Consider the following 23,978-nt stretch of genomic DNA (forward strand, 5'->3'; position numbering starts at 1 on the left):
AACATCAATGCAGCAGCTGGGACAGGAATTTGCGACTGCGCTCGTGCTTGGGCGCACCAAAGAACGCTTCAGGATCACCCTCCTCCACTATCGCGCCGGCGTCCATGAACACGATGCGGTCGGCGACTTCCCTTGCGAATCCCATCTCATGAGTGACGCAGAGCATCGTCATGCCGTCTCGAGCCAGTCCTGTCATGACATCCAGCACTTCCTTGATCATCTCAGGGTCTAGCGCGGATGTCGGTTCATCGAAGAGCATGACCTTCGGTTTCATGCAAAGCGACCGCGCGATGGCAACGCGTTGCTGTTGCCCGCCCGATAGCTGACTAGGATACTTGCTGCCCTGCTCTGGAATGCGCACTCGCTCGAGATAGTATCTGGCAATCTCGATTGCTTCCGCGCGAGGCATCTTCTTCACCCTGGTGAGGGCGAGTGTGCAATTTTCTATGACGGTGAGATGCGGGAATAGATTGAAATTTTGAAATACCATTCCAACTTCCTGGCGGATTTGGCGCAGATGTCGCGGTTGATCATTGACCAGCTGCCCATTCGCCAGGATGCTGCCCTTGCTGTAGCGTTCGAGCCCATTGATGCATCGGATCAGGGTCGACTTCCCCGACCCGGAAGGCCCGCAAATCACGATCTTCTCGCCGTTTCGAACGTCGAGGTTGATATCCTTTAGAACGTGGTGTTGGCCGTACCACTTATGCAGGCCACCGATTTCCACGATGCACCCTTTGCCGTCGTCGCCTGGTTGACTAGTTGTCATGGTTTTTCCGTCATCAGCGTTTGTCAGATGCCAGGAGACGAAGCTCCATCCAGCGAACCGCCTGCGCAATAATCAGAGCGAGGCACAGGAAAATGATTCCGACCGCAATCATGGGTTCAGGATAGCGGAAGCTCTCCGAGCCAATGTCGAGAGCCGCTCCGAGCATTTCATGTACGGAGATGACCGCCAGATACGGCGTCGCCTTCAACACGGAGACAAAATAGTTTCCCATTGGCGCAGCGACAGCGCGCAGCATTTGCGGAAATATCACGCGCAGGGTCGTGTCCCATCCGCTGAGGCCCAGAGCTTGCGCGGCTTCGAACTGACCGCGAGAAATGCTATCGATGCCCGCTTTGAATACTTCCGCAAGATATCCCGAGTAGTACAAGCTCAGGGCGAACACGCCGATGACAAGTGCCGGCAGAGTCACGCCATAGTGCGGCAGCACAAAATAGAAGAAGTAGATCTGCACCAGGATCGGCGTCGAGCGAATGAAGTCGATCAGAAACCTCATCACCACGCCGGGTATCGGGCCGGAGCGTCTGGCGATTTCAAAGGAAAAGCCCAGTGCCGCAGCTCCCATGCTGCTGACAATAGCTACCCAGATCGTCGTCCCCATCGCCTTCACGATGATCGGAACCGCAGACAGCATGAAGGAGACGTCAAACACGGCCGCGCTCCGTTCCCACGCGAAGCCGGCGCTCCAATTGACGACCAAGAACGGTCAGTGGATAGCAGATGACGAAATACGACAGCAGCAGCGCGACATAGGTCGAAGCTGGGTCGAAGGTCGAGAACGCGAGCTCCTTGGCCCTGAAGGTCATATCCGCGAGCGTGAGCAGCGAGACAAGCGCCGTGCCCTTGACGAGTTGGATCAGGAGATTCACGAAGTTCGGGATCATCGCCTTGAGCGCCTGGGGCAATTCGACCCATATCAGCGTTTGAAACCGGCTGAGACCGATCGCCATGCCCGCCTCATACTGGCCACGATCAAGTGCCTGGAGGGCGGCGCGCACCGATTGGCTTCCGTAGCCGCCTATATTCAATCCCAGCACCATGGTGCTGACGGTCATTGCCTGCAGCGTCAGGCCGGCAAGCGGCAACGCATAATAGAAGACGAACAGCAGGATCACGACCGGCGAGCTACGCCAGAACTCGATCACCACGGTAACCGGCGCCCTCTGCCACCCTGTCGCGCTATATTGGAGAACTCCGAAAATCAGCGCGAAGGGAATACCATAGGCCAAGCTCAGCAGTGTGACTTCCGCCGTCACGCCCGCACCGCTCCATATGATGGCAAGGATATCCAGGAAGCTCATCTGGGAACGGACTTCCTAGTTCTTGCCAGCGCAGACTTCCGTCCCGGTTAATCCGTCGGGCGCCTTTTCGTCCGGTTCGAACCCATAGCGCGCCATGATCTTGGCGATCGTCCCATCGGCCTTCAATTCCGCCAGGCGCTTGTTGAAGAGGTCGCGCAGGTCCGTATCTTGCTGGCGGAAGACGGCCGCCACGTAGGAAGCGACAGGCTTGCCATTTGCATCGCTGAGCCCGACAAACGGCTTCGCGCGTTCGGTGGAAGCCCCGATTGCGGGGGTCGCCAGAAGAGCGTTGACGGTGCCCGAGGTGAAGGTAATTCCATCGACGCGTCCGGCGACAAGGGCGGACACGGTCGATTCCGTATTCTGGAACAGTTGCAGTTGGTCTTTCAGACCTGCCAACTCGGCGTTCTTCGCTTGCTGACTGCCGCGGCTTCCGCCAATTTTCAAGGCAGGATCTTTGATGACATCGTTGAAGCTGGCGATCTTGTGAGGATTTCCCTTCTTCACCAAAAGCGCATCGATACTCGTGAGTTCGGGATCCCCAAAGCTGACGAGCTTGCAGCGTTCCGCCGTTATCACCACACTTGAATCGACAATATCGAAGCGGTTGGAGATGAGACCAGGAATGAGAGAACCGAAATCTCCCGTAACGAAGTTGATCTCCGTCACACCGAGTGGCTCGAACACCGCCCGCACGATGTCGACGTTGAATCCCTCAACCTTGCCGTCTGGCGTGCGATAGCCCCACGGCCTTCCGCCATGAATGCCAGCCGTCAGCTTCTTTTCGCTGAGAATTTTGTCTGTTGTGGTGGCCGCACGCACTGTGGTGAAAGGCGAAAGACTTGCCAGTGCACTAAGCACCCCAACCGCGACGACTGATTGGAAAGCCTTTACCATACTCACGCCTTTCCCCTGCATCATTCCGCTGCTCTTCATAGCCCCGGAAGAATAGATCTGCCCCTATGTGACGGTATGGAGACAGCGGGGCCGGGGTCCAATACCATGAACGAATTGAACTATTCAGAAATGTTATTGGCAAGTGCCGTCAGATCGTTTTGGCTAAGTCCTGCCGGCCGCTGAGCTGTCGAGATCTAAAAACGTCAATTGTGGAGGGCAACCAGCCCTACCAACCCGAGAATTAGCTGCTCGGCTGCGACGGAGAGCGGCACGTGTCCTGACGCCAAGACTTTCTATTTGGACACCGTGGAAAGTGCAGTTCTAACGGGTTAAAGGCCGTGTTGCGCGCGCCGAAGGTGATTGCAGAGTACGTTTGCACATATCTAGAGGAATGGAAGCGCCTCGCCGCAAAATCACATGCAAGCCGACTGCGCCTTGAGCATCAGCTTGGTCAATTGAACGTACCCTGATCGATGGCATCGACCTGTGCCTCAGAAAATCGCGACCTGAACAGATCAGCGTGGGTCCAATGAGTCGTGACTGCCTGGCGCGTTAGCAATCCGGTCTCGCCGAGCAGAAAAGCCCCTGCACAAACGGAGCCGAGTACGGCTCCAGCACGATGATGTTGAAGCAGAAAGCCCGTGAAGGGCTTGGCCTCTTCAGGCGTCAGCGGATCTCCAAGGCTGGGTAGCAGGAGAAGCATCGCAGGTGTCCCCGTCCCATCGAGTTGCGGGGAGGCGCAACCAGCGATACCGACATTCGCTTATTGTGGCCATTTGAGATGTTGGCACAAACGGATGATATCTCCTGTCCGTGCCCCATGACCCGCGTCGGTTGATCGACCTCTGCGCTCGATGTTCCGACGCGACCCTTGGGAACGTCCCGCGGATCACTTGATGATCTCAGCTGGATCACCCATCATATCTGCCGCCCTACAAGCAGGCCCTCGTAGACCGCTTCCTCCGCGGTGCGTGGCGACAGGCAATCACCCGCGAGGTAGATTTGGCCGGTCCATGACGCAAGCTCCTGTTCTAGGCTTGTCACGGATTCATGGCCTGCGGCCATCACCACTGTCTCGACATCTTCGCAGATGATCGGCGAGCCTGAAATGGTGTGCGTAAGATAGACCGTATCGGCGTCGACACCGTAGATGCGTGCATGGGGAATGATTTCGACGCCGAGCGCGTGCAGCTTTGCCTCCCAGGAATCACGCAGATACGTCTGAAGATTCAGACCGGCGTGGGTTCCGTTGACGGCGAGACGGACGTGACGTCCGTCGCGAACGAGTTTTTCGGCAAGCCCCATGCCCACCCAATCGCAGCGCCAGTCGGCGATGAGCACCTTCGAACCCGGGTTTGCGCGAGCGGTCAACACATCCCAGGCCTCCACAACATGCGCGTCCTCCCGCCCCTCGATCGGGGGGGCATATGGCGTGGCGCCAGTAGCTATGACCACAACGTCGACGGCCAGCCGCTCGGCCAAGGCCTTGTCGACGGCAGTGTTCAGGCGGATGTCGACACCGAGTCGATGAAGTTCCTGCTCGAGATTGGTGATCAAGCCGCCAAACTCGGCGCGATCCGGCAAGAGTTGCGCAAGCAGCGCCTGCCCGCCGAGACGGTTCGCGCTTTCGCAGAGAACGACGCGATGACCGCGTTCAGCTGCCGTCACCGCTGCCTTCATGCCGGCCGGTCCGCCGCCGGCCACGAGCACGGACTTGCGCACGGCCGCAGGCACGGCGGGTCCCAGCCTGCGCTCGCGCCCCGTGACCGGGTTCTGGATGCAGGAAATCGAGAAGCCGGCCTGGAAATGGCCGATGCAGGCCTGGTTGCACGCGATGCAGGCGCGAATGTCATCTAGCTGTCCGGCCTTGGCTTTATTTGCCATATCGGGGTCGGAGATCATGGCCCGGGTCATTCCGCACATGTCGGCCAAACCGGCAGCAAGAACCTCCTCCGCGATTTGAGGTTGATTGATGCGGCCGGCCACGAACACCGGCAATCCGACCGCCGCACGCAGGGCCCCGGCCTTTGGCGCCACATAGGCCGGCTTGATGTCCATCGGCGGTACGACATGGACTGATCCGCCAGGACCTGCCATCGAACCGATGGTCGTGTTGATGTAGTCCAGCGCACCGCGCGCAGCCAGCTCTTTGGTTATTGCAATGACTTCGTTGGCATCGAGACCATCGGCCTCGATCTCTTCCACGGAGATCCGCATGCCGACCACGAGATCATCGCCTACATTGACACGGACCGCGCGAAGGCATTCCGTGACGAAGCGCATCCGGTTCTCACGGCTACCGCCATACTTGTCCGTACGCCGGTTCGTCATCGGATTGAGGAATTGGGCGAACAGAAGCCCATGGCTCGCCACCAGTTCGACGCCATCGAGCCCAGCTTGCGCAAAGCGGCCTGCTGCCATCCCGCAAGCGGCAACGATCTCCTCCACCAGGTCCAGCGGCATTGCCCGTGGCATGGTATGGAAGCGATTGTCGGGGACGGCCGACGGCGCATAGGCGACGTCGCGCAGTCCTCCCCGCATGCGTTTCGAAACGCGCCCGGCATGCGAAAGCTGCCCGAAGACCTTCGCCCCATGCCGGTGCACGGCTTCAGCGATACCTCGATAGCCCGGAATGCAATCATCGTGACTGACGTTGAGTTCGGAGGAATCGCTCAACGCGGTTTCATGAAACCGGGCCGACTCGACGATGATCAGGCCGGCACCGCCGCGAGCCCGCGCTTCGTGATAGGCAGCAAGATCATCTCCCGGGACCCCGCCCTGCGCCAGATTGGTCTGATGTCCGGTCGAGAGGATGCGGTTTCGTATCTCGGTTTTGCGTAGCGTTAGAGGCGAGAACAAACGCTCGAAGGTAGCCATTCTATTGTGCCTTCGTTGTCCGGTTTGGCCGGCACTGCGAATGCCATTCAAGGCAGAGATGGACGGTGCGCCGGGCGGCAAGCCCGGCGCCCACAATCAGGAGAGCTGGAATTTCTTCCATTCTTCCTCATATTTTGTGGCGTACTTCGCGACCTCTTCGTCGTTGATGATGCAGGCATCCTTGAGATTGTCCGGATGGGAGACGAAGATCTTGGCCTGCGCCGCACTTGCCTTTGCAGCAGCGGAAGCGAGCGCTGGACCGTAGACTTCCTGTGGCAATAGGGCCGACTGCGCCTCGTCGCTGATGCAATAGTCGATCACCTTCATCGCGAGATCGCGGTTCGGCGTACCTTTCGGAACGACAAAGGCTTCGCCCCACGCAAGCGAGTCCTTGTAGGTAAATCCGACAGGGGCATTTTCCTTCATCACGTCGAGGATGCGACCGCTCCAGGCCAAAGCAAGCGCAACCTCACCGGATGAAAGAAGCTGCGCCGGCTGGGCACCTGTCGACCACCACACCTTTACGTGCGGCTTGATCTCTCTCAGCTTGTCGAAGGCAAGCTTCACCTTGTCGTCCGTCGCTGGATAGACTTGGTCGCGGGGCACACCCGCGGCCAGCAACGCGGCCTCATAGTTGTACCACATGCGCGTATAGAGCGAGCGCGGTCCGGGAAAATCCTTGACGTTCCAGAAGTCCTTCCACGAGGTTGGCGCCTTCCCTTCAGGAAAAGCCTTCGTATTGTAAGCGAAGACCGTGGCGCCGACGAACGTGTAGATGCCGTACTCGCTGACCCACCTCTTATCGAGCTTCGACGCATCGATGATGGAGTAATCGAGCTTCTCGAGCAGACCCTGATCGCGTCCCTGGAATATGAACTGACCTCCGACGTCGACGAGATCCCATTCGACGGCCTTGGCTTCGACCATCGCTTTGACTTTAGCGTAGTTGGTCGGCGACACGTTGGCGATCGGAGCTCCAAATTTCTTGGATGCCGGATCCATGAACGCGGCCTTCATAGCGCCGCCGGACGCACCGCCGAAGGAGCAGAAGGTGAACGGGCGTCCTTGTGCCCTGGCTTGAGTTACCCCGAGCAGTCCGGTGGCACTGGCTGCGCCGAGAAGTTGGAGTGTCTGACGTCTGGTATGCATGGCAGTTCTCCTACGGTTGCGGTGATTGGAGCGGAACGATGCGGACATCCTGTGCCCGCCAGGTGAGCCGTGCTGCGCGGCCACCGTCCGGCACGTCCACGCCGGAGAAACAACGCAGCCAGAAATCCTGCCCGGACGATAAAGCAAGCCGTATCGCGAGGATCTCACCCAAATGCACGACTTCCCGGATATCGGCTGGAAGACCGTCTGCGTCTGAAGCAGCCAGCGAGACGGCCTCGGGCCGGATGAGCGCGGCAGCCTCCGCTCCGACCACAACGCCCGGCGCGGCATCGCCCAGCACGTCCATTTGGAGACTCGGTACGTCGATGCGCGCCACGCCGCCGGAAATTTCGGTGACGCGGCCCTCGAGGATGTTCGACTCGCCGAGAAACGACGCGACGAAGAAATTCGCGGGCTTCTGATAGAGATCGTTCGGCCGGCCGATCTGCTCGATCCGTCCGTCGCGCATGACGGCAATGCGGTCGCTCATCGCCAGGGCTTCTTCCTGATCATGCGTAACGAAGAGCGTGGTTCTTCGGAACTCGCGATGGAGGCGGCGGATCTCGAGCTGAACGTGCTTGCGCAATTGCCGATCGAGAGCGCCGAGCGGCTCGTCCATCAGCAGAACGGAAGGTTCAATCACCAATGCGCGCGCCAGCGCCGCGCGCTGTTGCTGACCGCCCGACAGCTGCCGAATGCTTCGCGCTCCCAAGGCCTCCAGCCTGACCATCTCAAGCGCGCGGCCGACGCGGCTCTTGATGTCGGCAACGGAAACGCCGCGCGCGCGGAGCCCGTAGGCGACATTGTCGAAAACGCTCATATGAGGAAAGAGTGCATAGTTCTGGAAGACCATGCCTATGTTGCGCTTCCGCGGAGCCAGCGCCGTAATGTCGGTGGCACCAATCGATAGCGAGCCTTGGTCCGGCGTGATGAAGCCTGCGGCAATGTTGAGCAAGGTCGTCTTGCCGGATCCGCTGGGGCCGAGAAGGGTCACGAATTCGCCGGCGGCTATGTCCAGCGATAGCGGGTGCAGGACCCGGACACCGTCGAACGTCTTGGCGACATCACGAAAACTGAGAGTAAAGGTTTCAGCCTGCATTGAGATTCTCCCGACCTTGGCGCCGTTCGGCCAGCAGTTTGACGGCCGCGAACACGACCAAGGTGACCACCAACAAAATGGTCGAAGCCACGGCTGTCACCGGCGTGAATTCGACGCGGATCGTCTCCCACATCTTCACGGACAAGGGCTTTGCCTGAACGCCCGCAAGGAAGATCGACACGACAACCTCGTCGAAGGATGTGATGAAAGCGAAGGCCGCACCGCCGGCCAGCCCCGGTATGATCAAGGGTAGCGTAATCGTCAGAAATACCCTCACTGGAGAAGCACCAAGTCCTTCAGCTGCGCGAAGACAAATGGGATCAACGCTCCTGAGCGCGAGGCCGACGTTGACGACCACAAACGGCAGCGCGAGCAAAGTGTGTCCCAGTGCAAGGCCGACGAGCGTCCCGTGGAGGCCCAAGGGGCGCATCACGTAATACAGCGCGATGCTAGTCATGATGACCGGCACGACCATCGGCGAAATCACGAGGCCCGTGACGATCGCCCGCTTGCCGGGCGAGATCCGTTCCAAGCCAAGGGCCGCAGCGGTCCCGAGGCCGACGGACAACAACGTTGCCAGCGCGGCGACTTCGAGGCTCGTCAGCAATGCGCTGTACCACTCGCTGTCGGCGAAGAAAGCGCGGTACCAGCGCAGCGACACGGTGTCCGGAGGCAGTCTGATGAAGCTCGCGTGGTTAAATGACGCAGGGACAACCGCGAGGATAGGTAAGATCAGGAAGGCGATGACGGCCGAACCGACGGTGTACGCGGCAACGCGCGGAATGCGGTTCATCGGGCTACAACCGTGGCGGTCACGTTGATGAAGCGGCTCGCCAGGACGACCAGAACGAGCACGACCAGGAGCAGCCAGAACGCCGCGGCCGCGGCGAGCGGCCAAACCAGTTGCTCGGTCACGAAAAGGTCGATGAGCATCGCGACCGTCAGGTTCTTGATGCCGCCCAGAAGCGCCGGGGTGACGAAGAAACCCAACGCCATCAGAAAGACCAGTAGGAAGCCAGCCGCGAGGCCCGGCAAAGTCAGTGGCAGATAGACTTGCGCGAAGGTTCGGAGTGGACTTGCGCCAAGCCCCTCGCTCGCTTGGAGTAACCGCGGATCGACGCTTCGCATCGCGCTGTAGATCGGTAGCAGTGCATAGGGCATCAGCACATGCAGCATGCCGATATAGACGCCGGCGCTGTTGAAGAGGAATTGTAGGGGCTGCCCCACCAGCCCGCTCGCCACCAGGATGTTGTTGACCGGTCCGTTCTGCCCCAGCAGCAGGATCCACGCGAAGGTGCGAACCAGCACACTGATCCAGAGCGGAAGGAGTACGCACCAAAACGCGAGAGTCAGCGCGAAGCCCTTTAGCCGCGATAGCATGTAGGCGGTTGGATACGCGAACAGGACCGAGAGGGTCGCGATGTTGAGCGCGAGAACGAAGGTATTGAGGAAGACCTCACGATAGACGGCGGTCGCCACGATCGCGCGATAGGCCGAAAGCGGGCCCGCCGGCGCCGAGAAGGAGATCCTCAGGAGCCCAATCAAAGGAATGATGAAGCAGGCTGCCAGAAAGATCAGGACGGGGCCGAGGAGTGCCAATGTAACGAGCGGCTCTCGGAAACGTCGCGTCAGCGACGGCGGCGTGCGGTGGTCTGTTGCGGACGCTCCGTGCTTATCGGCAGCAGAGGCAAGGGACACGCTTCACTTCCTCTTCGATAGCGCGTTTCGCGCTTGCAGCACGTGAAAATATACTGAAGTTTTTCACAAAGGTGATAATTTGACAACATAAAATTCATACGCTTTCTAAGTGACGATAGCCGCAGCGCTGGAGAAATAGAACCAACACACTGACGATATTGGAGTATTTAATTTCGAGAATAGCGATGGTCCGATTGAAGGCGAGCGCTTTGGAAACGTCAGCACAACCTTGAGCGCTCCATTCTCGACGCGCGTCCGTGCCAACGAGGACACCGTTTCAAAAAAATGTATTCACAAATATGAAATTTTGGACTTAATATTCACGGCGACGCATCGTCGACACGCATGGACAAGGATTCCCCCGGTGGCCGAAATACCCCGAGCAGCGCAGGTGGTCATCGTTGGTGGTGGCATCGTTGGATGCAGCATCGCCTACCACCTCACCTTGCGTGGCGTGACCGATATCGTCTTGCTGGAGCGCAAGCAGCTGACGTCGGGAACGACCTGGCACGCCGCTGGCCTCGTGGGGCAGCTCAGGGCAACGCACAACCTGACGCGTCTGGCCCAATACACCACCGAACTCTATGCCTCTCTCGAGAAGGCAACCGACCAGGCAACCGGCTTCCTGCAAATTGGATCATTGGCGCTGGCCACCAATGAAGGGCGCTTTGAGGAGCTGAAGCGCGGCGCATCCATGGCGCGCTGCTTCGGACTCGATGTCGAGGTTCTAACTCCCCAGCGTGCCGGCGAACTCTGGCCCTTCATGGTGACGGAAGACCTCGTTGGCGCCGTGCATCTTCCCAAGGACGGCCAGACCAATCCGATCGACACGACCCAGGCCTTGGCGAAGGCCGCCAAGGCGCGTGGCGCGCGCATCTTCGAGAACGTCAAGGTCGAGGAGATCATCGTCGAGGGCGGCAGGGCCGTTGGGGTAAGGACCGGCGTCGGCGACATCAAAGCTGATGTCGTCGTCAATGCCGCGGGAATGTGGGCGCATCGGCTTGGCGCGGCCGCCGGGACGACGGTACCGCTTCATGCCGCCGAACACTTTTACATCGTGACCGAACCGATCCCGGGGCTGCCCCGCCATCTTCCGGTGCTGCGGGATGGCGATGCCTGCACCTATTTCAAGGAGGATGCCGGAAAGCTTCTTGTTGGCTGGTTCGAACCCGTGGCCAAGCCATGGGGCATGCAGGGTATCCCGGAAAACTTCTCCTTCGACTCCCTGCCCGACGATCTCGAACATATCGAGCCTTTGCTCGAAGCCGCGATTCGGCGCGTGCCCGCGCTCGAGACTGCCGGCATCCAGCTCTTCTTCAACGGCCCCGAGAGCTTTACGCCCGACGACCGTTACCTCCTCGGCGAAACGCCCGAGGTACGAAATCTGTTCGTCGCGGCCGGCTTCAATTCGATCGGCATCCAGTCTGCGGGAGGAGCCGGCAAGGTGCTGGCCGACTGGATTGTCGATGGCCATCCGCCGATGGATCTTTGGGATGTCGACATCCGCCGCGTGATGCCGTTCCAGCGCAATCGCAGCTACCTTCAAGACCGCACAGTCGAGGCGCTCGGCCTGCTCTACGCGATGCACTGGCCGTTCCGGCAGCCGGAGACGGCGCGAGGCGTGCGCCGCTCCGCGCTGCATGACCGCCTCCTTGCCAGCGGCGCCTGCTTCGGCGAGGTTGCCGGATGGGAGCGGCCGAATTGGTACGCGCCGCCGGGCGTCGAACCGAAATATGAGTACAGCTACGGACGCCAGAACTGGTTCGACCATTCAGGTGCGGAACATGCAGCTGTGCGTAATGCCGTCGGCCTCTTCGACCAGTCCTCGTTCGGCAAGTACGTGCTGGAGGGGCCGGATGCGGAAGCGATCCTCAATCGCATCTGCGCCAATAACGTCGCGGTTCCAGTCGGCAAGATCGTCTACACGCAATGGCTGAACGAACGCGGCGGGATCGAGGCCGACCTCACGATTACACGCGAGGCCGAGGACCGGTACCTGATCGTGACGGCCGCAGCGACCCAGACACGCGACCTCGCCTGGCTGCGCCGGAACATCCCCGACGGGGCGCGGGCCATCGCCTTCGATTCCACGTCCGCCCAGGCGGTGCTCGGTGTGATGGGACCCAGGTCGCGCCAGCTCCTGTCGCGCCTGACGGACGCCGACCTTTCGAACGAGGCCTTCCCCTTCGCGACCTCACAAGTGATCGATCTCGCCTATGCGCGGGTCCGAGCAAGCCGCATCACCTATGTCGGCGAGCTTGGATGGGAACTATACGTGCCGACCGAATTCGTACAGGGCGTCTATGACCGGATCACGGAAACCGGGCGGGATCTCGGCCTTCGGCTGGCCGGCTACCACGCCCTGAATTCGCTGCGCATGGAAAAAGCCTACCGCCACTGGGGCCACGACATCACCGACGAAGACACGCCCCTGGAGGCCGGACTGGGCTTCACCGTCGCCTGGGACAAGGCCGGCGGCTTCATCGGACGTGACGCGCTGCTTCGCCAGAAGGAAGGCGGTCTGAAGCGGCGTCTGGTTCATGTGGCACTCAGCGACCCCGGACGGCTTCTCTACCACAATGAGCCGATCTGGCGTGACGGCAAGCTCCTGGGGCGCATCACGTCGGGAATGTTCGGCCACACGATCGGCAAGCCGCTTGGCCTCGGTTACATCGACAACGGCGGCAATCCTGTGGACGCAGCCTTCGTGAACAGCGGAACATATGAGATAGAAGTGGCGGGAGAACGCATCCCTGCAAAGGTATCGCTGCGCCCGTTCTATGACCCGACCAATTTGCGGGTGAGGGATCTCGGCGAGGCCGCTGAATCGGCTCTCGCCGTCGCCTGACAAGACAGAGGAAAGACATGGCAGTTCGCAAGTTGCAAATGGCCGACAAGTCCAGTCCCCTCGTGGCGGAGGACCAACTCGATCATGAGCTGGATATCGGGGCACAGCTTCGCGATCTGCGGAAGGCAAAGCGCGTCACGTTGCAGCATGTGGCGGCGGAGGCAGGCATATCGGTCGGATACCTCAGCCAGATCGAACGCAACCAATCGAAGCTGCCGATCGGGGTCCTCAAGAAGATCAGCGACGTCCTCGGCGTTCACATGAACTGGTTCTTCCAGACTGACACCGCCAGTCCCCCGGAGGAGCGCGATGTCGTGGTGCGACGGGGAAATCGACGCCGCCTCACCTTCACCGGGCTCGGCATCACCGAAGAGCTGCTGTCACCCAACCTGTCGGGTCCGCTCGAGGTCCTGCTGAGCACTATCGAGCCGGGCGCCGACAGTGGCGACTACAGCCACGATGGCGTCGAGGCAGGGCTGGTTCTCTCCGGGACGCTCGATCTCTGGGTGTCCGGCCAGTTCTATCGGCTCGAAGAGGGCGACAGCTTCTCCTTCAAGAGCACCGACGTCCACCGCTGTGCAAATCCATCCGAGATCCCGACCAAGGTCGTCTGGATCATTACGCCACCTCACTATTGAGCCTCTCGATGCCCGAGAGACCACGGGGCGGCGTCCGCAAGGCGCGGAATGCGCAGCCCAGGTCCACTCGGCCAACGCCGCCCTCCGATCCGAAATCTCTTTCCTCTGCAACAACGGCTGGAATCGCGACGATGGCAGCACCGCTCCCCGACTATGTGTTGACGCTCTCCTGTCCGGACAGGATCGGAATCGTCCACGCCGTCTCGGGCTTCCTCGTAGCGAACGGCTGCAACATTCTCGACAGCGCCCAGTTCCTCGAACGCCCGACCCAGACCTTCTTCATGCGGGTCTCCTTTGCCGCGCAATCCCCGGTCGCACCCGCCACGTTGACGGACGCGTTCGCGCCGGTTGCCGGCGAGTTCGCCATGAGTTGGCGGATCCACGACTGCAAGGTGAAGCCGCGCGTGCTTCTGATGGTCTCGCGGTTCGGGCACTGTCTCAACGATCTGCTGTTTCGCTACGGCACCGGCGCGCTGAGCATCGAGATCCCGGCGATCGTTTCCAACCATCGGGACTTCTACAAGCTCGCCGCTTCCTACGATATTCCCTTCCATCATCTGCCGGTTACTCCGGATTCCAAAGCCGTCCAGGAGGCGCGCCTGCTCGAAATCGTGCGACAGGAGCGCGTCGACCTCGTCGTGCTCGCGCGATACATGCAGGTCCTCTCCGACGAGCTTTGCCGAAACCTCGAAGGCCGGGCGATCAACATCCATCATTCCTTCCTCCCCAGCTTCAAGGGCGCCAAACCGTATCATCAGGCTCACGCCCGTGGCGTGAAGCTGATCGGCGCAACCGCGCACTACGTGACGGCCGATCTGGATGAAGGTCCGATCATCGAACAGGATGTCGCGCGCGCGGAGCATTCGCTCGAGCCGGAGGATCTCGTCGCGGCCGGCCGCGACGTCGAGGCCGCCGTTCTAGCCCGTGCCGTACGACTCCACGTCGAGCGCCGCGTCCTCCTGAGCGGTAATCGGACGGTGATATTCCCATGAGCGAGCCTCAAATCATCGACGGCAAGGAATTCGCCGCCCGTCTCCGCGCAGAGGTCGCCGAAGCCGCCGCCGATCTGGTCCGTCGGAACGTGCGCCCGGGACTGGCTGTTGTCATCGTCGGCGACGATCCTGCGAGCCAAGTCTATGTCCGCAACAAGATCGGTCAGGCGAGCAGCGCCGGCATCGTCTCATTCGACCATGCCCTGCCGGCGTCCATCGATGAGTCAAGCCTGCTTGCACTGATCGCACAGCTCAATGCGGATGTGCGTGTCTCCGGCATCCTCGTTCAACTGCCTCTCCCGGCTCACATCGACGCGCAGAAAATTCTCGAGGCGATCGAGCCTGCAAAGGACGTCGACGGCTTCCATCCGAGCAATGTCGGCCGTCTCGCGACGGGCGCGCCGAGCCTTGTCCCCTGCACCCCGCTTGGTTGCATGCTCATGCTGAGGTCGATACGCCCGGATCTCGCCGGGTTGGATGCCGTGGTGATTGGACGGTCGAACATCGTCGGCAAGCCGATGGCGCAGTTGCTCATGCGGGCGAGCTGCACGGTGACGGTCGCCCACTCTCGCACAAAAAACCTGCCTGACGTTTGTCGGCGGGCGGACATCCTCGTCGCCGCGGTTGGTCGACCGCGGTTTGTGCGCGGCGATTGGATCAAGCCTGGCGCGCTGGTCATTGATGTCGGCATCAATCGAATCACCACGGACGAGGGTAAGACCAGGCTCCTCGGCGACGTCGCGTTCGATGAAGCCAGCAAAGTGGCGGGAGCCATCACGCCGGTGCCGGGTGGCGTCGGCCCCATGACCATCGCCTGCCTCTTGCGCAACACGGTGGAGGCAGCCGCGCGGTTACATTCGTTGCCGAGCCCTGCCTGGCAGCGCGACGTCTCCTAGCGGCAATCAGTCGCGCGCTCGACGCACTTCCAGGAGGCACGAAATGCATGTCGTGAAATTACTGAAGGCGGACATGTTCGACGTGGCGATCGAGGGAAAGCCGGCTTCGATCGCCGAAGTGCTGCCGAACTGGAATCCGCACGACCGGTTCGGCCTGGTGATCGACGAAGCTCTTGGCGGCATCGGCGCCACTCATCTGCTCCAGATCGCCATCACCTCCTTCTACGACATCAAGCCGAGCCGTCGGACCGAGCTGACGGTCTACCCGGAAATCTATGCCTTTCACATCGGCAGGGGTTATGGCGCTCACGCGCCCTATGATTTCTGGCCAGCGCGGCGCGAGATCATCACCTCGCTCGACCATCGCGAGGTCCTCGACGCCATCAACGATCGCGGCATCACGCGGCTGGCCGTTCCGGAGCGGCAACCGCGAGACGTCATCCATCGTCCCAAAGAAGTCGACGCGGCACTCGACCGGATTACGTCGGCATTCGTCTACAGCCCGTCGGGGCGAGTCACCGATCCCGATCTCGTCATCGCCGGCAACGACACGCGGACGGAGTACAATCCGAACAGCGTCTTGCGACCCCGCTACACCGACAACAGGCCGCCTTCGGTATCCACAGCGGCTAGGCCGGTCAAGGAGGTCGACCCGTCGTACATGGAATGGCTGCGCAAACGTGAGCACGACGTGACCGACGAAGAGCGAGCCTTCGTCGAGAAGCGCCGCCAGGATTTGAGGAATGATGGCCTCGTCACCGAGTCCTACCGGCGCGTCGGCGTTCCCGAAGCCTTGATGCGCCTGGCGTCAGCCGGCCTGAGCTAAACTGGACGCAACAGGCTGGCGCGTCACCCGCTCGATATCCGTCTAAGTGATGATCCGTGGCAGTCCGGTCGGACGCGGTGCGTCCGAGCCGGAGCCGCCACGCTTTCTCTCTGTGTCAGAACGTCGGCGATCAGACGCGAAGAAGCGTCTTGATCGCGCGCCGCTCGTCCATCGCGCGGTACCCCTCCGCCACGTCGGCGAGCGGTAGCGTCAGGTCGAAGACCTTGCCGGGCTCGATCTTGCGCTCCAGCACGAGGCCCAACAGATGCGGAAGGAACCGACGCACGGGAGCAGGACCTCCCAGCAGATTCTTTTGAGCAAAGAACAATCCTTGCCCGTCGAGCTGGACGCCATGCGGCACGCCGACAAACCCGATAGAGCCGCCAGGACGCGCGCAATTGATCGCCTGCATCATGGATTCCTGCGTGCCGACGCATTCGAGAACAGAATCCGCGCCGACCCCGCCGGTTAGCTCCTTGATCCGGGCCACCCCCTCATCACCGCGCTCCGAGATGATATCGGTCGCGCCGAATTCGAGGGCCAGATTCTGGCGTGTTTTATGCCGGCTCATTGCGATGATGCGACCAGCGCCCATTTGTTTTGCGGAGAGGACCCCCATGAGGCCGACCGCGCCATCGCCGACGACGACGGCGGTCGAACCGGGTTGCACGCGCGCCGCATCGGCTGCGTACCAGCCGGTGCCGAGAACGTCGGATGTCGCGAGCAGGCTCGGGATCAAATCGTCCGAAGGCAGCTCCGCGGTTGCGACCAGCGTGCCGTCGGCAAGCGGCACACGGGCAAGCGGCGCCTGCGCACCGGTCATGAACTCGCGCTTCTCGCAGGACGACTGAAAGCCGAATCGGCAATGGGGGCAGGTGTTGTCGGAGATGCAGAACGAGCCGACCACGAACTGCCCCGGCCGAACGGTGGTGACCGCACTGCCGACCTCTTCGACAATGCCGCAATATTCGTGCCCCATCGAGAGCGGCGAGGTGATTTCGTTCAGGCCGCGGAAGGGCCACAGGTCCGAGCCGCAGATGCAGGTCGCCGACAGCCGAATGATGGCGTCAGTCGGATGGAGTATCTTCGGTTCGGGGACCTCCTCGCAACGCACATCGCGCGGTCCATGCATGATTGTTCCCAGCATCTCTTTCTCCTTAACTTCATTGCGTTGGCCTCGTCAGAGGTCGCCCGATCGCCGGGAGGGCGAACGTCTGACGCGCCGGTCCTGCTGAAACCGAAAGCGGCCGTGATCGGCCATTCGTCATTTCAAGCCGAGGCCCGGCCGCATCCCGTCTTGGCCAGCAGATGGAGCAACTCTAGAAGTGTTCGCGCGATGGCATTAGAGATCGACTTGCGCATAAGCTCATGACTTGAATTCATGAGTGAGTTGACGGTTTCAGCGCGAGGATGTTGCCGGCCGAGCCGCCGAAAATAAAGGATTGCTATTTCTTGCGGTAGCGCAGCGCGTCGACAAGCATTGTGAACGCGGCCGACGGTTGGCGGCGGCTAGGGTAATAGAGGTGGTATCCTGTGAAAGGAGGACACCAGTCTTCAAGGACGCGCACAAGACGCCCGCGCGCCAAGTGGTCCGCGACGGTGTCTTCCATCACAAAGCCGAGGCCCGCGCCTGACAATGCGGCCCGCACGATCATTGTTGCGCTGTTGAAGGCAAGCTGGCCGTCGACGCGAACACGCACCTCGCGACCGTTTTTCTCAAGCTCCCAGGCGTAGAAACCGCCAGAACTCAGCATACGAAGGTTGATACATTGATGCTCCGCAAGGTCATGCGGCGTCTTGGGGATCGGCCTCTTCTTGAAATAGGACGGTGAACCGACGACCGCCATCCGCAGGTCGGGGCCGATCCGCACGGCGATCATGCCTTTCGCGAGCGCCTCGCCGAGGCGGACACCGGCATCGAAACGCTCCGCCACGATGTCCGTCAAGCCAGAATTGAGGCTGAGCTCGACGTGGACGTCGGGATAGCTGGGGAGTACACGTTCGAGCGCTGGCCAAAGCACCGTATTCGCCGCGTGTTCAGATGTGGTTATGCGGATGGTCCCCGCGGGTCTCTCGCGCAGTTCACCCAGAGATGCCAGTTCAGTACCGATATTATCGAGCGCGGGCCGCAAGGTACCAAGCAACCGCTCCCCGGCTTCGGTCGGCGCAACGCTTCTGGTCGTTCGGGTGAGCAGGCGCACGCCGACCCGTGCCTCAAGCCGCCGAATGGTGTGGCTCAGGGCCGACTGGGAGGTACCCATCTTCGCCGCCGCGCGCGTGAAGCTCTTCTCCTCGGCCACGATCAGGAACGCATTGAGATCGACAAGGTCTTCGCGCTGCATTCATGAACTATGGACATGAGCGCATGCATTTTACAACGGCTAATTCACGAGACGCATCTTGCTTACAATGAATCCTGTTGCTGGCGGTCAGAATGCCGCAGGCGCTTGCCGCGAGGTCGAAGATGGATATCAAACGCAGTGGTTCGCACCCTTCGAACAAAGGGCCTGAAGCATATTTTACGGGCGCCGTGCGGGTAGACGCGCCGTTCTCGGGAAGCGGCGCGTTGAGCGCGGCCACCGTTACCTTCGAACCTGGTGCTCGGACCGCTTGGCACACGCATCCGCTCGGGCAGACATTGCTGGTCGTGGCCGGTCTCGGCCGGGTGCAGCGTGAAGGCGGGCCGATCGAAGAGATCAGACCGGGCGACATGATCTGGTTCGAGCCCGGCGAGAAGCACTGGCACGGAGCGGCGCCTCATTGCGCGATGTCGCACATCGCCGTCGCCGAGATGAAGGACGGATCGGCGGTCACCTGGATGCAGAAGGTGACGGATGATGAGTACGGCGGCTCCAAATAACCGGGAGAATGCAGATGCGCATTGGTGTGATTGGTGCCGGCTGGTTGGGAGGTTCGGTCGGACGTGCCTGGGTCAAGTCCGGCCACGAGGTGCTGTTCTCGTCACGAAACCCGGAGAAGCTCGCCCCCATGACGCACAAGCTTGGGCCCCGCGCAAGCACCGGAACGGTGGCCGCGGCGGCGGCCTTCGGTCCGGTTGCTTTGGTCGCAACGCCTTACGCCGCGCTGCCCGCCATCGGTCGCGAGCATGCGGCCGCGCTCAAAGGCAAGATCGTCCTTGACGCAAGCAATCCCTGGGGCGGCGAACCACTTCAGGGGGAGGCCGAGCTCGAAGGTGTGGGCGAGACCTCGGCCCGGCTTCTGCCAGGTACGCGGCTGGTCCGCGCCTTCAGCGCCGTCGACGCCACTGCCGTCGAAACCTCCGCCAATGGCGGCCGAAAGCTCGCCGTGCCGCTCGCGGGCGACGACAAGGAAGCGGTCGAAATTGCCGTCCAGCTCGTGCGCGACGCGGGATGCGAGCCACTGGCAGTGGGCAATCTTGCCGCCGCCAGAAGCTTCCAGCGCCATGGTCCGGGCTTCAGGGCCAACACTGGCCTCGCCGAGCTGCGTCGTCTGCTCGGCGTCACGCACTAGATTAAGCACCCGCCGCGCGGCAAGCCATGAAGGCAAAACCCGATATTGCGATTATCGGCGCCGGTGCAGCCGGCATTGGTGCCGCCCAGCGCCTCGCGCAAACCAGGCTCAACACGCTGTTGGTCGAAGCCTTGCCGCGTCCCGGCGGCCGGTCCTGGACCTGCAACGTCGCGGGACTTCCGCTCGACCTCGGTTGCGGCTGGCTGCACTCGGCCGACCGCAATCCATGGACTCGCATGGCCAAGGAGCAGGGCTTCGCCATCGACCGCGGACCCGACGCCTGGGGTATGCAATACCAGGATCTTGGCTTTCCACCTTCCGATCGTGCCGAAGCAAGGCAGGCCTTCGCCGTCTGGGGCAAGCGGATCATCGAGACGCCTCCGGCCAGCGACTGCGCTGCCGACGCGCTCGTTCCTGAAGGCCGATGGACGGCGTACCTTCAGGCGATGAGCGGCTTCATCAGCGGCGACGAGCTGGAACGCATCTCCGCGCAAGACTACGCGGCCTATGACACGGCCTCGACCCATCGCAACTGGCGCGTACCGGCCGGATACGGAACGTTGATCGCGGCGAGCCTGCCGCGATCGGCCGGACGGTCGTTTGCAACGCCGGTCGAAGCCCTGAGGCTCGATGAACAACGCGTCGTTCTCCAAACCGCGCGAGGGACAATCCGCCCAAGGGTCGTCATCATTACCGCTTCAACACATGTTCTTGCCGGCGATGAGATCCGCTGGCCGGCGGCGCTCGATCCCTGGCGCGATGCCGCCGCGCGCCTGCCGCTCGGCAACAATGAGAAGATTTTCCTCGAGATCGGACGCAAAGGCCCATTCGAGCCCGAAACCTATGTTCTGGGCGATCCGCACGACGCTGCGACGGGAGCCTACTATATCCGTCCGTTCGGTTGGCCGGTGGTCGAATGCTTCCTTGGCGGAGACGGCGCTCGCGCCGCGCACACCCATGGGGCCGACGCCCCTTATGCGCGCGCGATCGATCAGCTCGCCGCGCTGTTCGGCGCGGATGTGCGCAAACACCTACGTCCCCTGATTGCGTCCGACTGGGCAGGGATGCCAACGATTGGTGGAGGCTACAGTCACGCCCTGCCGGGTGAGGCCGCCGCCCGCCTCGCATTGGCGCGCCCATTCGACGATCGGCTGTTTTTTGCCGGCGAAGCGACACACGTCACCGATTTCTCGACAGCTCATGGCGCCTATCAAAGTGGCGTTCGCGCCGCCGAGGAAGCCATCGCGGCCCTGACTAAACTCAGCGCGGCACCACGGCTGAAGGCTCAGTTTGGTCCGGAAACGGCTTCGACCGAGTAGCGTAGCCAAACGATACCACCCTCAAGCGTCTCGCTGGCAAGATGTCGAAGCGACAGCCCGGCCGCTGGTCGTTCATCGCTACGTCCGGCATACTCAAAGATACTCGGCACACCGGCAAGCCCATCGATGCCGGGATAGACAAGCAGACTGATCTCGTCGATCAGTCCCGCCTTCAGAAAGCTGCCGTTGATTCCTCCACCGCCTTCGAGCAAGAGCGTGCGAACGCGGAAGGCTTCGCCGATCGTGTCCATGGCCGAGCATAGATCGCGCCCGTCCGTCCCGGCGAAAACGTAGGAGAGCCCACTCGCTCGCAGCTCGGCGAGATAGTCATCGGAAACCTGTGCCCCCAACACAGCGACGACGTGGTCACCACCGATGTTATCCGCGCCGTAGTGCACTCGTCCCTGCGGGTCGATGGCGATCGCGAGGTTTCGCCCATGATGTTCGGCGACATGCGGCAATCGCCCGGCGCTCGGAGCTTGCGTCGGCGTGCGTCGCCGCACGACATTCCGGGTAAGTTCTTCCATGGTCTTACGGCCGACAATCCACCCATCGGCCTCGAACCGGCCGGCGACCTCCTCGTAGTAATCGAGGAGCGCGGCGCGGTCGATCCCCGATGCCGGCGGTGTCCAGCGCTTGACGATGAGCCGCCCATCAATCGAACTCACCATGTGGCAAATGATCTTCGGGCGCATGGGTGCTGCTCCTCGTTATCGCGTGGCGGCCGGCGACGCCAAGAGCCGCGTGCTGAGAAGACTGCCCAGCCCAGCCAGTGCAATCACCAGCCCCATCGGCCAGGCAGTGCCGTCGGCAAGCGCACCGACCAGTCCGGAGCCTATGATGCCGCTGCCGTATTGCAACGCCCCGATCAGCGCCGACACCGCCCCGGCCCGATCCGGAAAATCACTCAACGCACCCGCGATCGAGTTCGCGACGATGAAGCCCGTTGCCGATGCGAAGACGAAGAGTGGCACGGCGAGACCCCAAAGACCGCCCCAATCGGTCCAGGCCGTGAGGGCAAGCACAAGAGCCGCGACGGCAGCCATCACCGTGCCATAGACCAGCAGCCGGTCACTGTCGAAGCGCCCGACCAGGCGCGCGTTGATCATGTTGGTGATCATGATGCCGGCGATGCCCGATGCGAAGAGCAAGCCGTAGAGCTCAACCGGCAGATGGTGATAGACGATGTAGGCGAATGGCGTTCCCGCGACATAGGCGAACATGCCGCCGTAGAAAAAGCCGCCCGCGCCGGCGTAGCCGAGCAGTCGCCGGTTACGAAGCAATTCGCCGTAGCGGATCAATGCGCCGCTCAGGGGCTCCTGGCTGCGCCGCTCGGCTGGCAGTGTTTCCGGGAGGCTCAGCAAGGCGACCAGCGTCGCAAAGCCGATGCCGACCAAGGTCCAGAAGATCGCGCGCCATCCGGCGACAGCGAGAATCTCGCCGCCGACCGTCGGCCCAAGCAGAGGAGCGATCGCCATCACCGTGATCAAGGTCGACAGCATCCGCGCCGCCCGTGCGCCTTCATAGAGATCACGGACCATAGCCCGCGATAATACGACGCCGGCGGATGCTCCGATCGCCTGCACGATGCGCCAATCGATGATGGCTGGAGCGCTGCCCGCCATCGCACAGCCCGCCGAGCCGATCACGAACAGCACAATCCCGATTGCGATCGGTACACGGCGGCCATAACGGTCGCTGATCGATCCCCACAGGAGCTGACCAAGGCTGAAGCCGATCAGATAGCCGGAAACGGTCCACTCGACCGCGCCGCTGCTGGCCCCGAGCGCCAGGCCCATCGCCGGCATGGCCGGCAAATAAAGATCCGTCGAGATCGAGGCGAAGCCCATCAGGAGGCTAAGGATGCCCAGCACCCACCAGCCTTGTCGGCGGGCATCAGGTTTTGCCGGCGGAGATACAGCCGCGGAATCAGTATCGATCGGCTCCGCCACGACGGCAACCGCGGCGCGCGAAGTAGGGTTATTGTGGGTCATGGTGTGCGATGAACGGCGTCAGTTACTGCGGAGCCAGTTCGCCGAACCAGTAGGAGGCCGTGACGCCGCCATCCATCAGGAAGTCGCTACCGGTGATGAATGCACCATCCTGCCCCATAAGCAGGGCACCGACGTTGCCGACTTCATCGGGCGTGCCCGCCCGTCCAACGGGACACAGGTCGATCATGCGGCGATATCCCTCGGCGCGCGGACCGCTCAGCTCGTCCTTGGCCAGCGGCGTGATGATGATGCCGGGGCTGATCGTGTTGACGCGCGCCCCGCGCTTGCCCCATCGCACGGCCTCGGCCATCACCCGAAGCGAGTTACCGCGCTTTGAAAGCTGATAGGCGTGGAGCGAATCCTTTACCTGGTCGAGTTGCAGGAAGGGCAGAGACAGCAATTCGTCGGCGGGCGTCGTCGCCAGCGCCTTGTTCTGTTCCGCGGTCAGCGCGCCGAGGCGGTGCCCGGACTGGGATGCGATGACAACGCCCGCACCACCGCGGGCGATCACATTGCCGAACTCCTCGAGGATCAATGCGGTGCCATAGAGATCCACCGAAAGGATCGTCGCCGGCGACGCCTGCGACGGCGAAACGCCGGCAGCATGGATGACGCCGGTGACGTCGCCAAGGGCGGTGGCCTTTTCAACGAGCGCACGGACCGATTCGCGCGAGGATACGTTGACCGTTGCGGTGCTCACCTCATAGCCGGCGTTGCTCAACACAACAGCCGCGGCTTCCGCGTTCTCCTGGCGCAGGTCAGCCAGCAACACCTTCTTCCCGACGCCGACACGCCGCGCGATGGCCTGCCCGATAGATCCTGGTCCGATGACGACGATGACGCTGCTCATGACGATTTCCTTTCGTGCATTGTTGACCGCGAAGCGATCGAGAGAGCGACGTCGCTGGTGGTCTCTAACTTACCTTCGATACTACTCGTCGTCACACGCACACGCTAGTTCATGAATTCGGCATACGCATATGTCTGGGATTCATAAGCGAGCGCCGCCGCACGAGCGGTTTTGGCTCGATTGCAGGAAAACCGGTGCATCCCGACTTCGTCGCATCCATGAATCGAACGGATAAGTGCGTTCGGTATTGAACGACTAATCATCCATTCGACGAGGTGTTATCCGGAACGAATTGAGGACACCGGCGGAAGCATA

Annotated in this window: 23 protein-coding genes; 8 read left to right on the top strand and 15 right to left on the bottom strand. The window is 61.7% G+C overall.

Annotated features, from left to right (window positions below; translation table 11 throughout):
- Positions 1 to 4 precede the first annotated feature (4 nt).
- From AC1RR3_RS16045 to AC1RR3_RS16090, 10 genes are all read right to left on the bottom strand, one after another.
- Positions 5 to 769, bottom strand: a complete 765-nt coding sequence (locus AC1RR3_RS16045) for an amino acid ABC transporter ATP-binding protein (RefSeq protein ID WP_492824073.1) — start codon at positions 767 to 769, stop codon at positions 5 to 7.
- Between the two features lie 13 nt (positions 770 to 782).
- Complete coding sequence (gene ehuD / locus AC1RR3_RS16050) at positions 783 to 1,439, bottom strand: ectoine/hydroxyectoine ABC transporter permease subunit EhuD (protein WP_492824074.1); 657 nt, start codon at positions 1,437 to 1,439, stop codon at positions 783 to 785.
- Complete coding sequence (locus AC1RR3_RS16055) at positions 1,432 to 2,088, bottom strand: amino acid ABC transporter permease (RefSeq protein WP_492824075.1); 657 nt, start codon at positions 2,086 to 2,088, stop codon at positions 1,432 to 1,434. Before AC1RR3_RS16055 ends, ehuD begins: the two co-directional genes overlap by 8 nt.
- Positions 2,089 to 2,103: 15 nt before the next feature.
- Entirely contained in the window at positions 2,104 to 3,009 is a 906-nt protein-coding gene (locus AC1RR3_RS16060; protein WP_492824076.1) for a transporter substrate-binding domain-containing protein, read from the bottom strand.
- Positions 3,010 to 3,436: 427 nt separating this feature from the next.
- The gene (locus AC1RR3_RS16065) at positions 3,437 to 3,688 is read right to left on the bottom strand and encodes a DJ-1/PfpI family protein (RefSeq protein WP_492824077.1); all 252 of its coding nucleotides are present in this window, start codon (positions 3,686 to 3,688) and stop codon (positions 3,437 to 3,439) included.
- A gap of 215 nt (positions 3,689 to 3,903) precedes the next feature.
- Positions 3,904 to 5,862 carry an oxidoreductase gene (locus AC1RR3_RS16070; protein WP_492824078.1) on the bottom strand — a complete coding sequence of 653 codons (1,959 nt, stop codon included), beginning with the start codon at positions 5,860 to 5,862 and terminating at the stop codon, positions 3,904 to 3,906.
- A gap of 96 nt (positions 5,863 to 5,958) precedes the next feature.
- On the bottom strand, positions 5,959 to 7,059 hold the full coding sequence (locus AC1RR3_RS16075; RefSeq protein ID WP_492824079.1) for an ABC transporter substrate-binding protein: 1,101 nt from the start codon (positions 7,057 to 7,059) through the stop codon (positions 5,959 to 5,961).
- Positions 7,022 to 8,110, bottom strand: a complete 1,089-nt coding sequence (locus AC1RR3_RS16080) for an ABC transporter ATP-binding protein (protein ID WP_492824080.1) — start codon at positions 8,108 to 8,110, stop codon at positions 7,022 to 7,024. Before AC1RR3_RS16080 ends, AC1RR3_RS16075 begins: the two co-directional genes overlap by 38 nt.
- Positions 8,100 to 8,903: an ABC transporter permease gene (locus AC1RR3_RS16085; protein WP_492824081.1), complete on the bottom strand. Its 804-nt coding sequence runs from the start codon at positions 8,901 to 8,903 to the stop codon at positions 8,100 to 8,102. The genes AC1RR3_RS16080 and AC1RR3_RS16085 overlap by 11 nt, the downstream gene beginning before the upstream one ends.
- Positions 8,900 to 9,808, bottom strand: a complete 909-nt coding sequence (locus AC1RR3_RS16090; RefSeq protein ID WP_492824082.1) for an ABC transporter permease — start codon at positions 9,806 to 9,808, stop codon at positions 8,900 to 8,902. The genes AC1RR3_RS16085 and AC1RR3_RS16090 overlap by 4 nt, the downstream gene beginning before the upstream one ends.
- A gap of 364 nt (positions 9,809 to 10,172) precedes the next feature.
- Between AC1RR3_RS16090 and AC1RR3_RS16095 the strand changes: the two genes are divergently transcribed.
- The 5 genes from AC1RR3_RS16095 (at position 10,173) to AC1RR3_RS16115 (ending at position 16,008) form a co-directional block, all read left to right on the top strand.
- Positions 10,173 to 12,656 (top strand): GcvT family protein, encoded by a 2,484-nt coding sequence (locus tag AC1RR3_RS16095; protein ID WP_492824083.1) that lies wholly within the window; start codon positions 10,173 to 10,175, stop codon positions 12,654 to 12,656.
- Positions 12,657 to 12,673: 17 nt separating this feature from the next.
- Positions 12,674 to 13,294, top strand: coding sequence for a helix-turn-helix domain-containing protein (locus AC1RR3_RS16100; protein WP_492824084.1), 621 nt, complete (start codon positions 12,674 to 12,676; stop codon positions 13,292 to 13,294).
- Positions 13,295 to 13,425: 131 nt separating this feature from the next.
- Positions 13,426 to 14,286 (top strand): formyltetrahydrofolate deformylase, encoded by an 861-nt coding sequence (purU, locus tag AC1RR3_RS16105; RefSeq protein ID WP_492824085.1) that lies wholly within the window; start codon positions 13,426 to 13,428, stop codon positions 14,284 to 14,286.
- Positions 14,283 to 15,182: a bifunctional methylenetetrahydrofolate dehydrogenase/methenyltetrahydrofolate cyclohydrolase FolD gene (gene folD, locus AC1RR3_RS16110; protein ID WP_492824086.1), complete on the top strand. Its 900-nt coding sequence runs from the start codon at positions 14,283 to 14,285 to the stop codon at positions 15,180 to 15,182. The genes purU and folD overlap by 4 nt, the downstream gene beginning before the upstream one ends.
- Before the next feature lie 43 nt (positions 15,183 to 15,225).
- Positions 15,226 to 16,008, top strand: a complete 783-nt coding sequence (locus tag AC1RR3_RS16115; protein ID WP_492824087.1) for a hypothetical protein — start codon at positions 15,226 to 15,228, stop codon at positions 16,006 to 16,008.
- A gap of 130 nt (positions 16,009 to 16,138) precedes the next feature.
- On the opposite strand, the gene AC1RR3_RS16120 is transcribed toward AC1RR3_RS16115, so the two are convergent.
- Together AC1RR3_RS16120 and AC1RR3_RS16125 are read right to left on the bottom strand one after the other, a co-directional pair.
- The gene (locus tag AC1RR3_RS16120; protein WP_492824088.1) at positions 16,139 to 17,155 is read right to left on the bottom strand and encodes a zinc-dependent alcohol dehydrogenase family protein; all 1,017 of its coding nucleotides are present in this window, start codon (positions 17,153 to 17,155) and stop codon (positions 16,139 to 16,141) included.
- Positions 17,156 to 17,453: 298 nt separating this feature from the next.
- Positions 17,454 to 18,350, bottom strand: a complete 897-nt coding sequence (locus tag AC1RR3_RS16125; RefSeq protein ID WP_492824089.1) for a LysR family transcriptional regulator — start codon at positions 18,348 to 18,350, stop codon at positions 17,454 to 17,456.
- Between the two features lie 122 nt (positions 18,351 to 18,472).
- On the opposite strand from AC1RR3_RS16125, the gene AC1RR3_RS16130 reads away from it, so the two are divergent.
- From AC1RR3_RS16130 to AC1RR3_RS16140, 3 genes are read left to right on the top strand one after another with little or no spacing between them, the layout of a single operon-like run.
- Positions 18,473 to 18,868 (top strand): (R)-mandelonitrile lyase, encoded by a 396-nt coding sequence (locus AC1RR3_RS16130; RefSeq protein WP_492824090.1) that lies wholly within the window; start codon positions 18,473 to 18,475, stop codon positions 18,866 to 18,868.
- Between the two features lie 14 nt (positions 18,869 to 18,882).
- Complete coding sequence (locus AC1RR3_RS16135; RefSeq protein ID WP_492824091.1) at positions 18,883 to 19,500, top strand: NADPH-dependent F420 reductase; 618 nt, start codon at positions 18,883 to 18,885, stop codon at positions 19,498 to 19,500.
- Positions 19,501 to 19,526: 26 nt separating this feature from the next.
- On the top strand, positions 19,527 to 20,819 hold the full coding sequence (locus tag AC1RR3_RS16140; RefSeq protein ID WP_492824092.1) for a flavin monoamine oxidase family protein: 1,293 nt from the start codon (positions 19,527 to 19,529) through the stop codon (positions 20,817 to 20,819).
- Here the strand turns inward: AC1RR3_RS16140 and AC1RR3_RS16145 are convergent.
- From AC1RR3_RS16145 to AC1RR3_RS16155, 3 genes are all read right to left on the bottom strand, one after another.
- Complete coding sequence (locus AC1RR3_RS16145; RefSeq protein WP_492824093.1) at positions 20,786 to 21,514, bottom strand: dihydrofolate reductase family protein; 729 nt, start codon at positions 21,512 to 21,514, stop codon at positions 20,786 to 20,788. The genes AC1RR3_RS16140 and AC1RR3_RS16145 overlap by 34 nt on opposite strands.
- A 15-nt stretch (positions 21,515 to 21,529) precedes the next feature.
- The gene (locus AC1RR3_RS16150; protein ID WP_492824094.1) at positions 21,530 to 22,693 is read right to left on the bottom strand and encodes a multidrug effflux MFS transporter; all 1,164 of its coding nucleotides are present in this window, start codon (positions 22,691 to 22,693) and stop codon (positions 21,530 to 21,532) included.
- Positions 22,694 to 22,835: 142 nt separating this feature from the next.
- The gene (locus AC1RR3_RS16155; protein WP_492824095.1) at positions 22,836 to 23,663 is read right to left on the bottom strand and encodes an SDR family oxidoreductase; all 828 of its coding nucleotides are present in this window, start codon (positions 23,661 to 23,663) and stop codon (positions 22,836 to 22,838) included.
- Positions 23,664 to 23,978 lie beyond the last annotated feature (315 nt).

Source organism: Bradyrhizobium sp. GW821-FHT13H05, assembly GCF_058804065.1.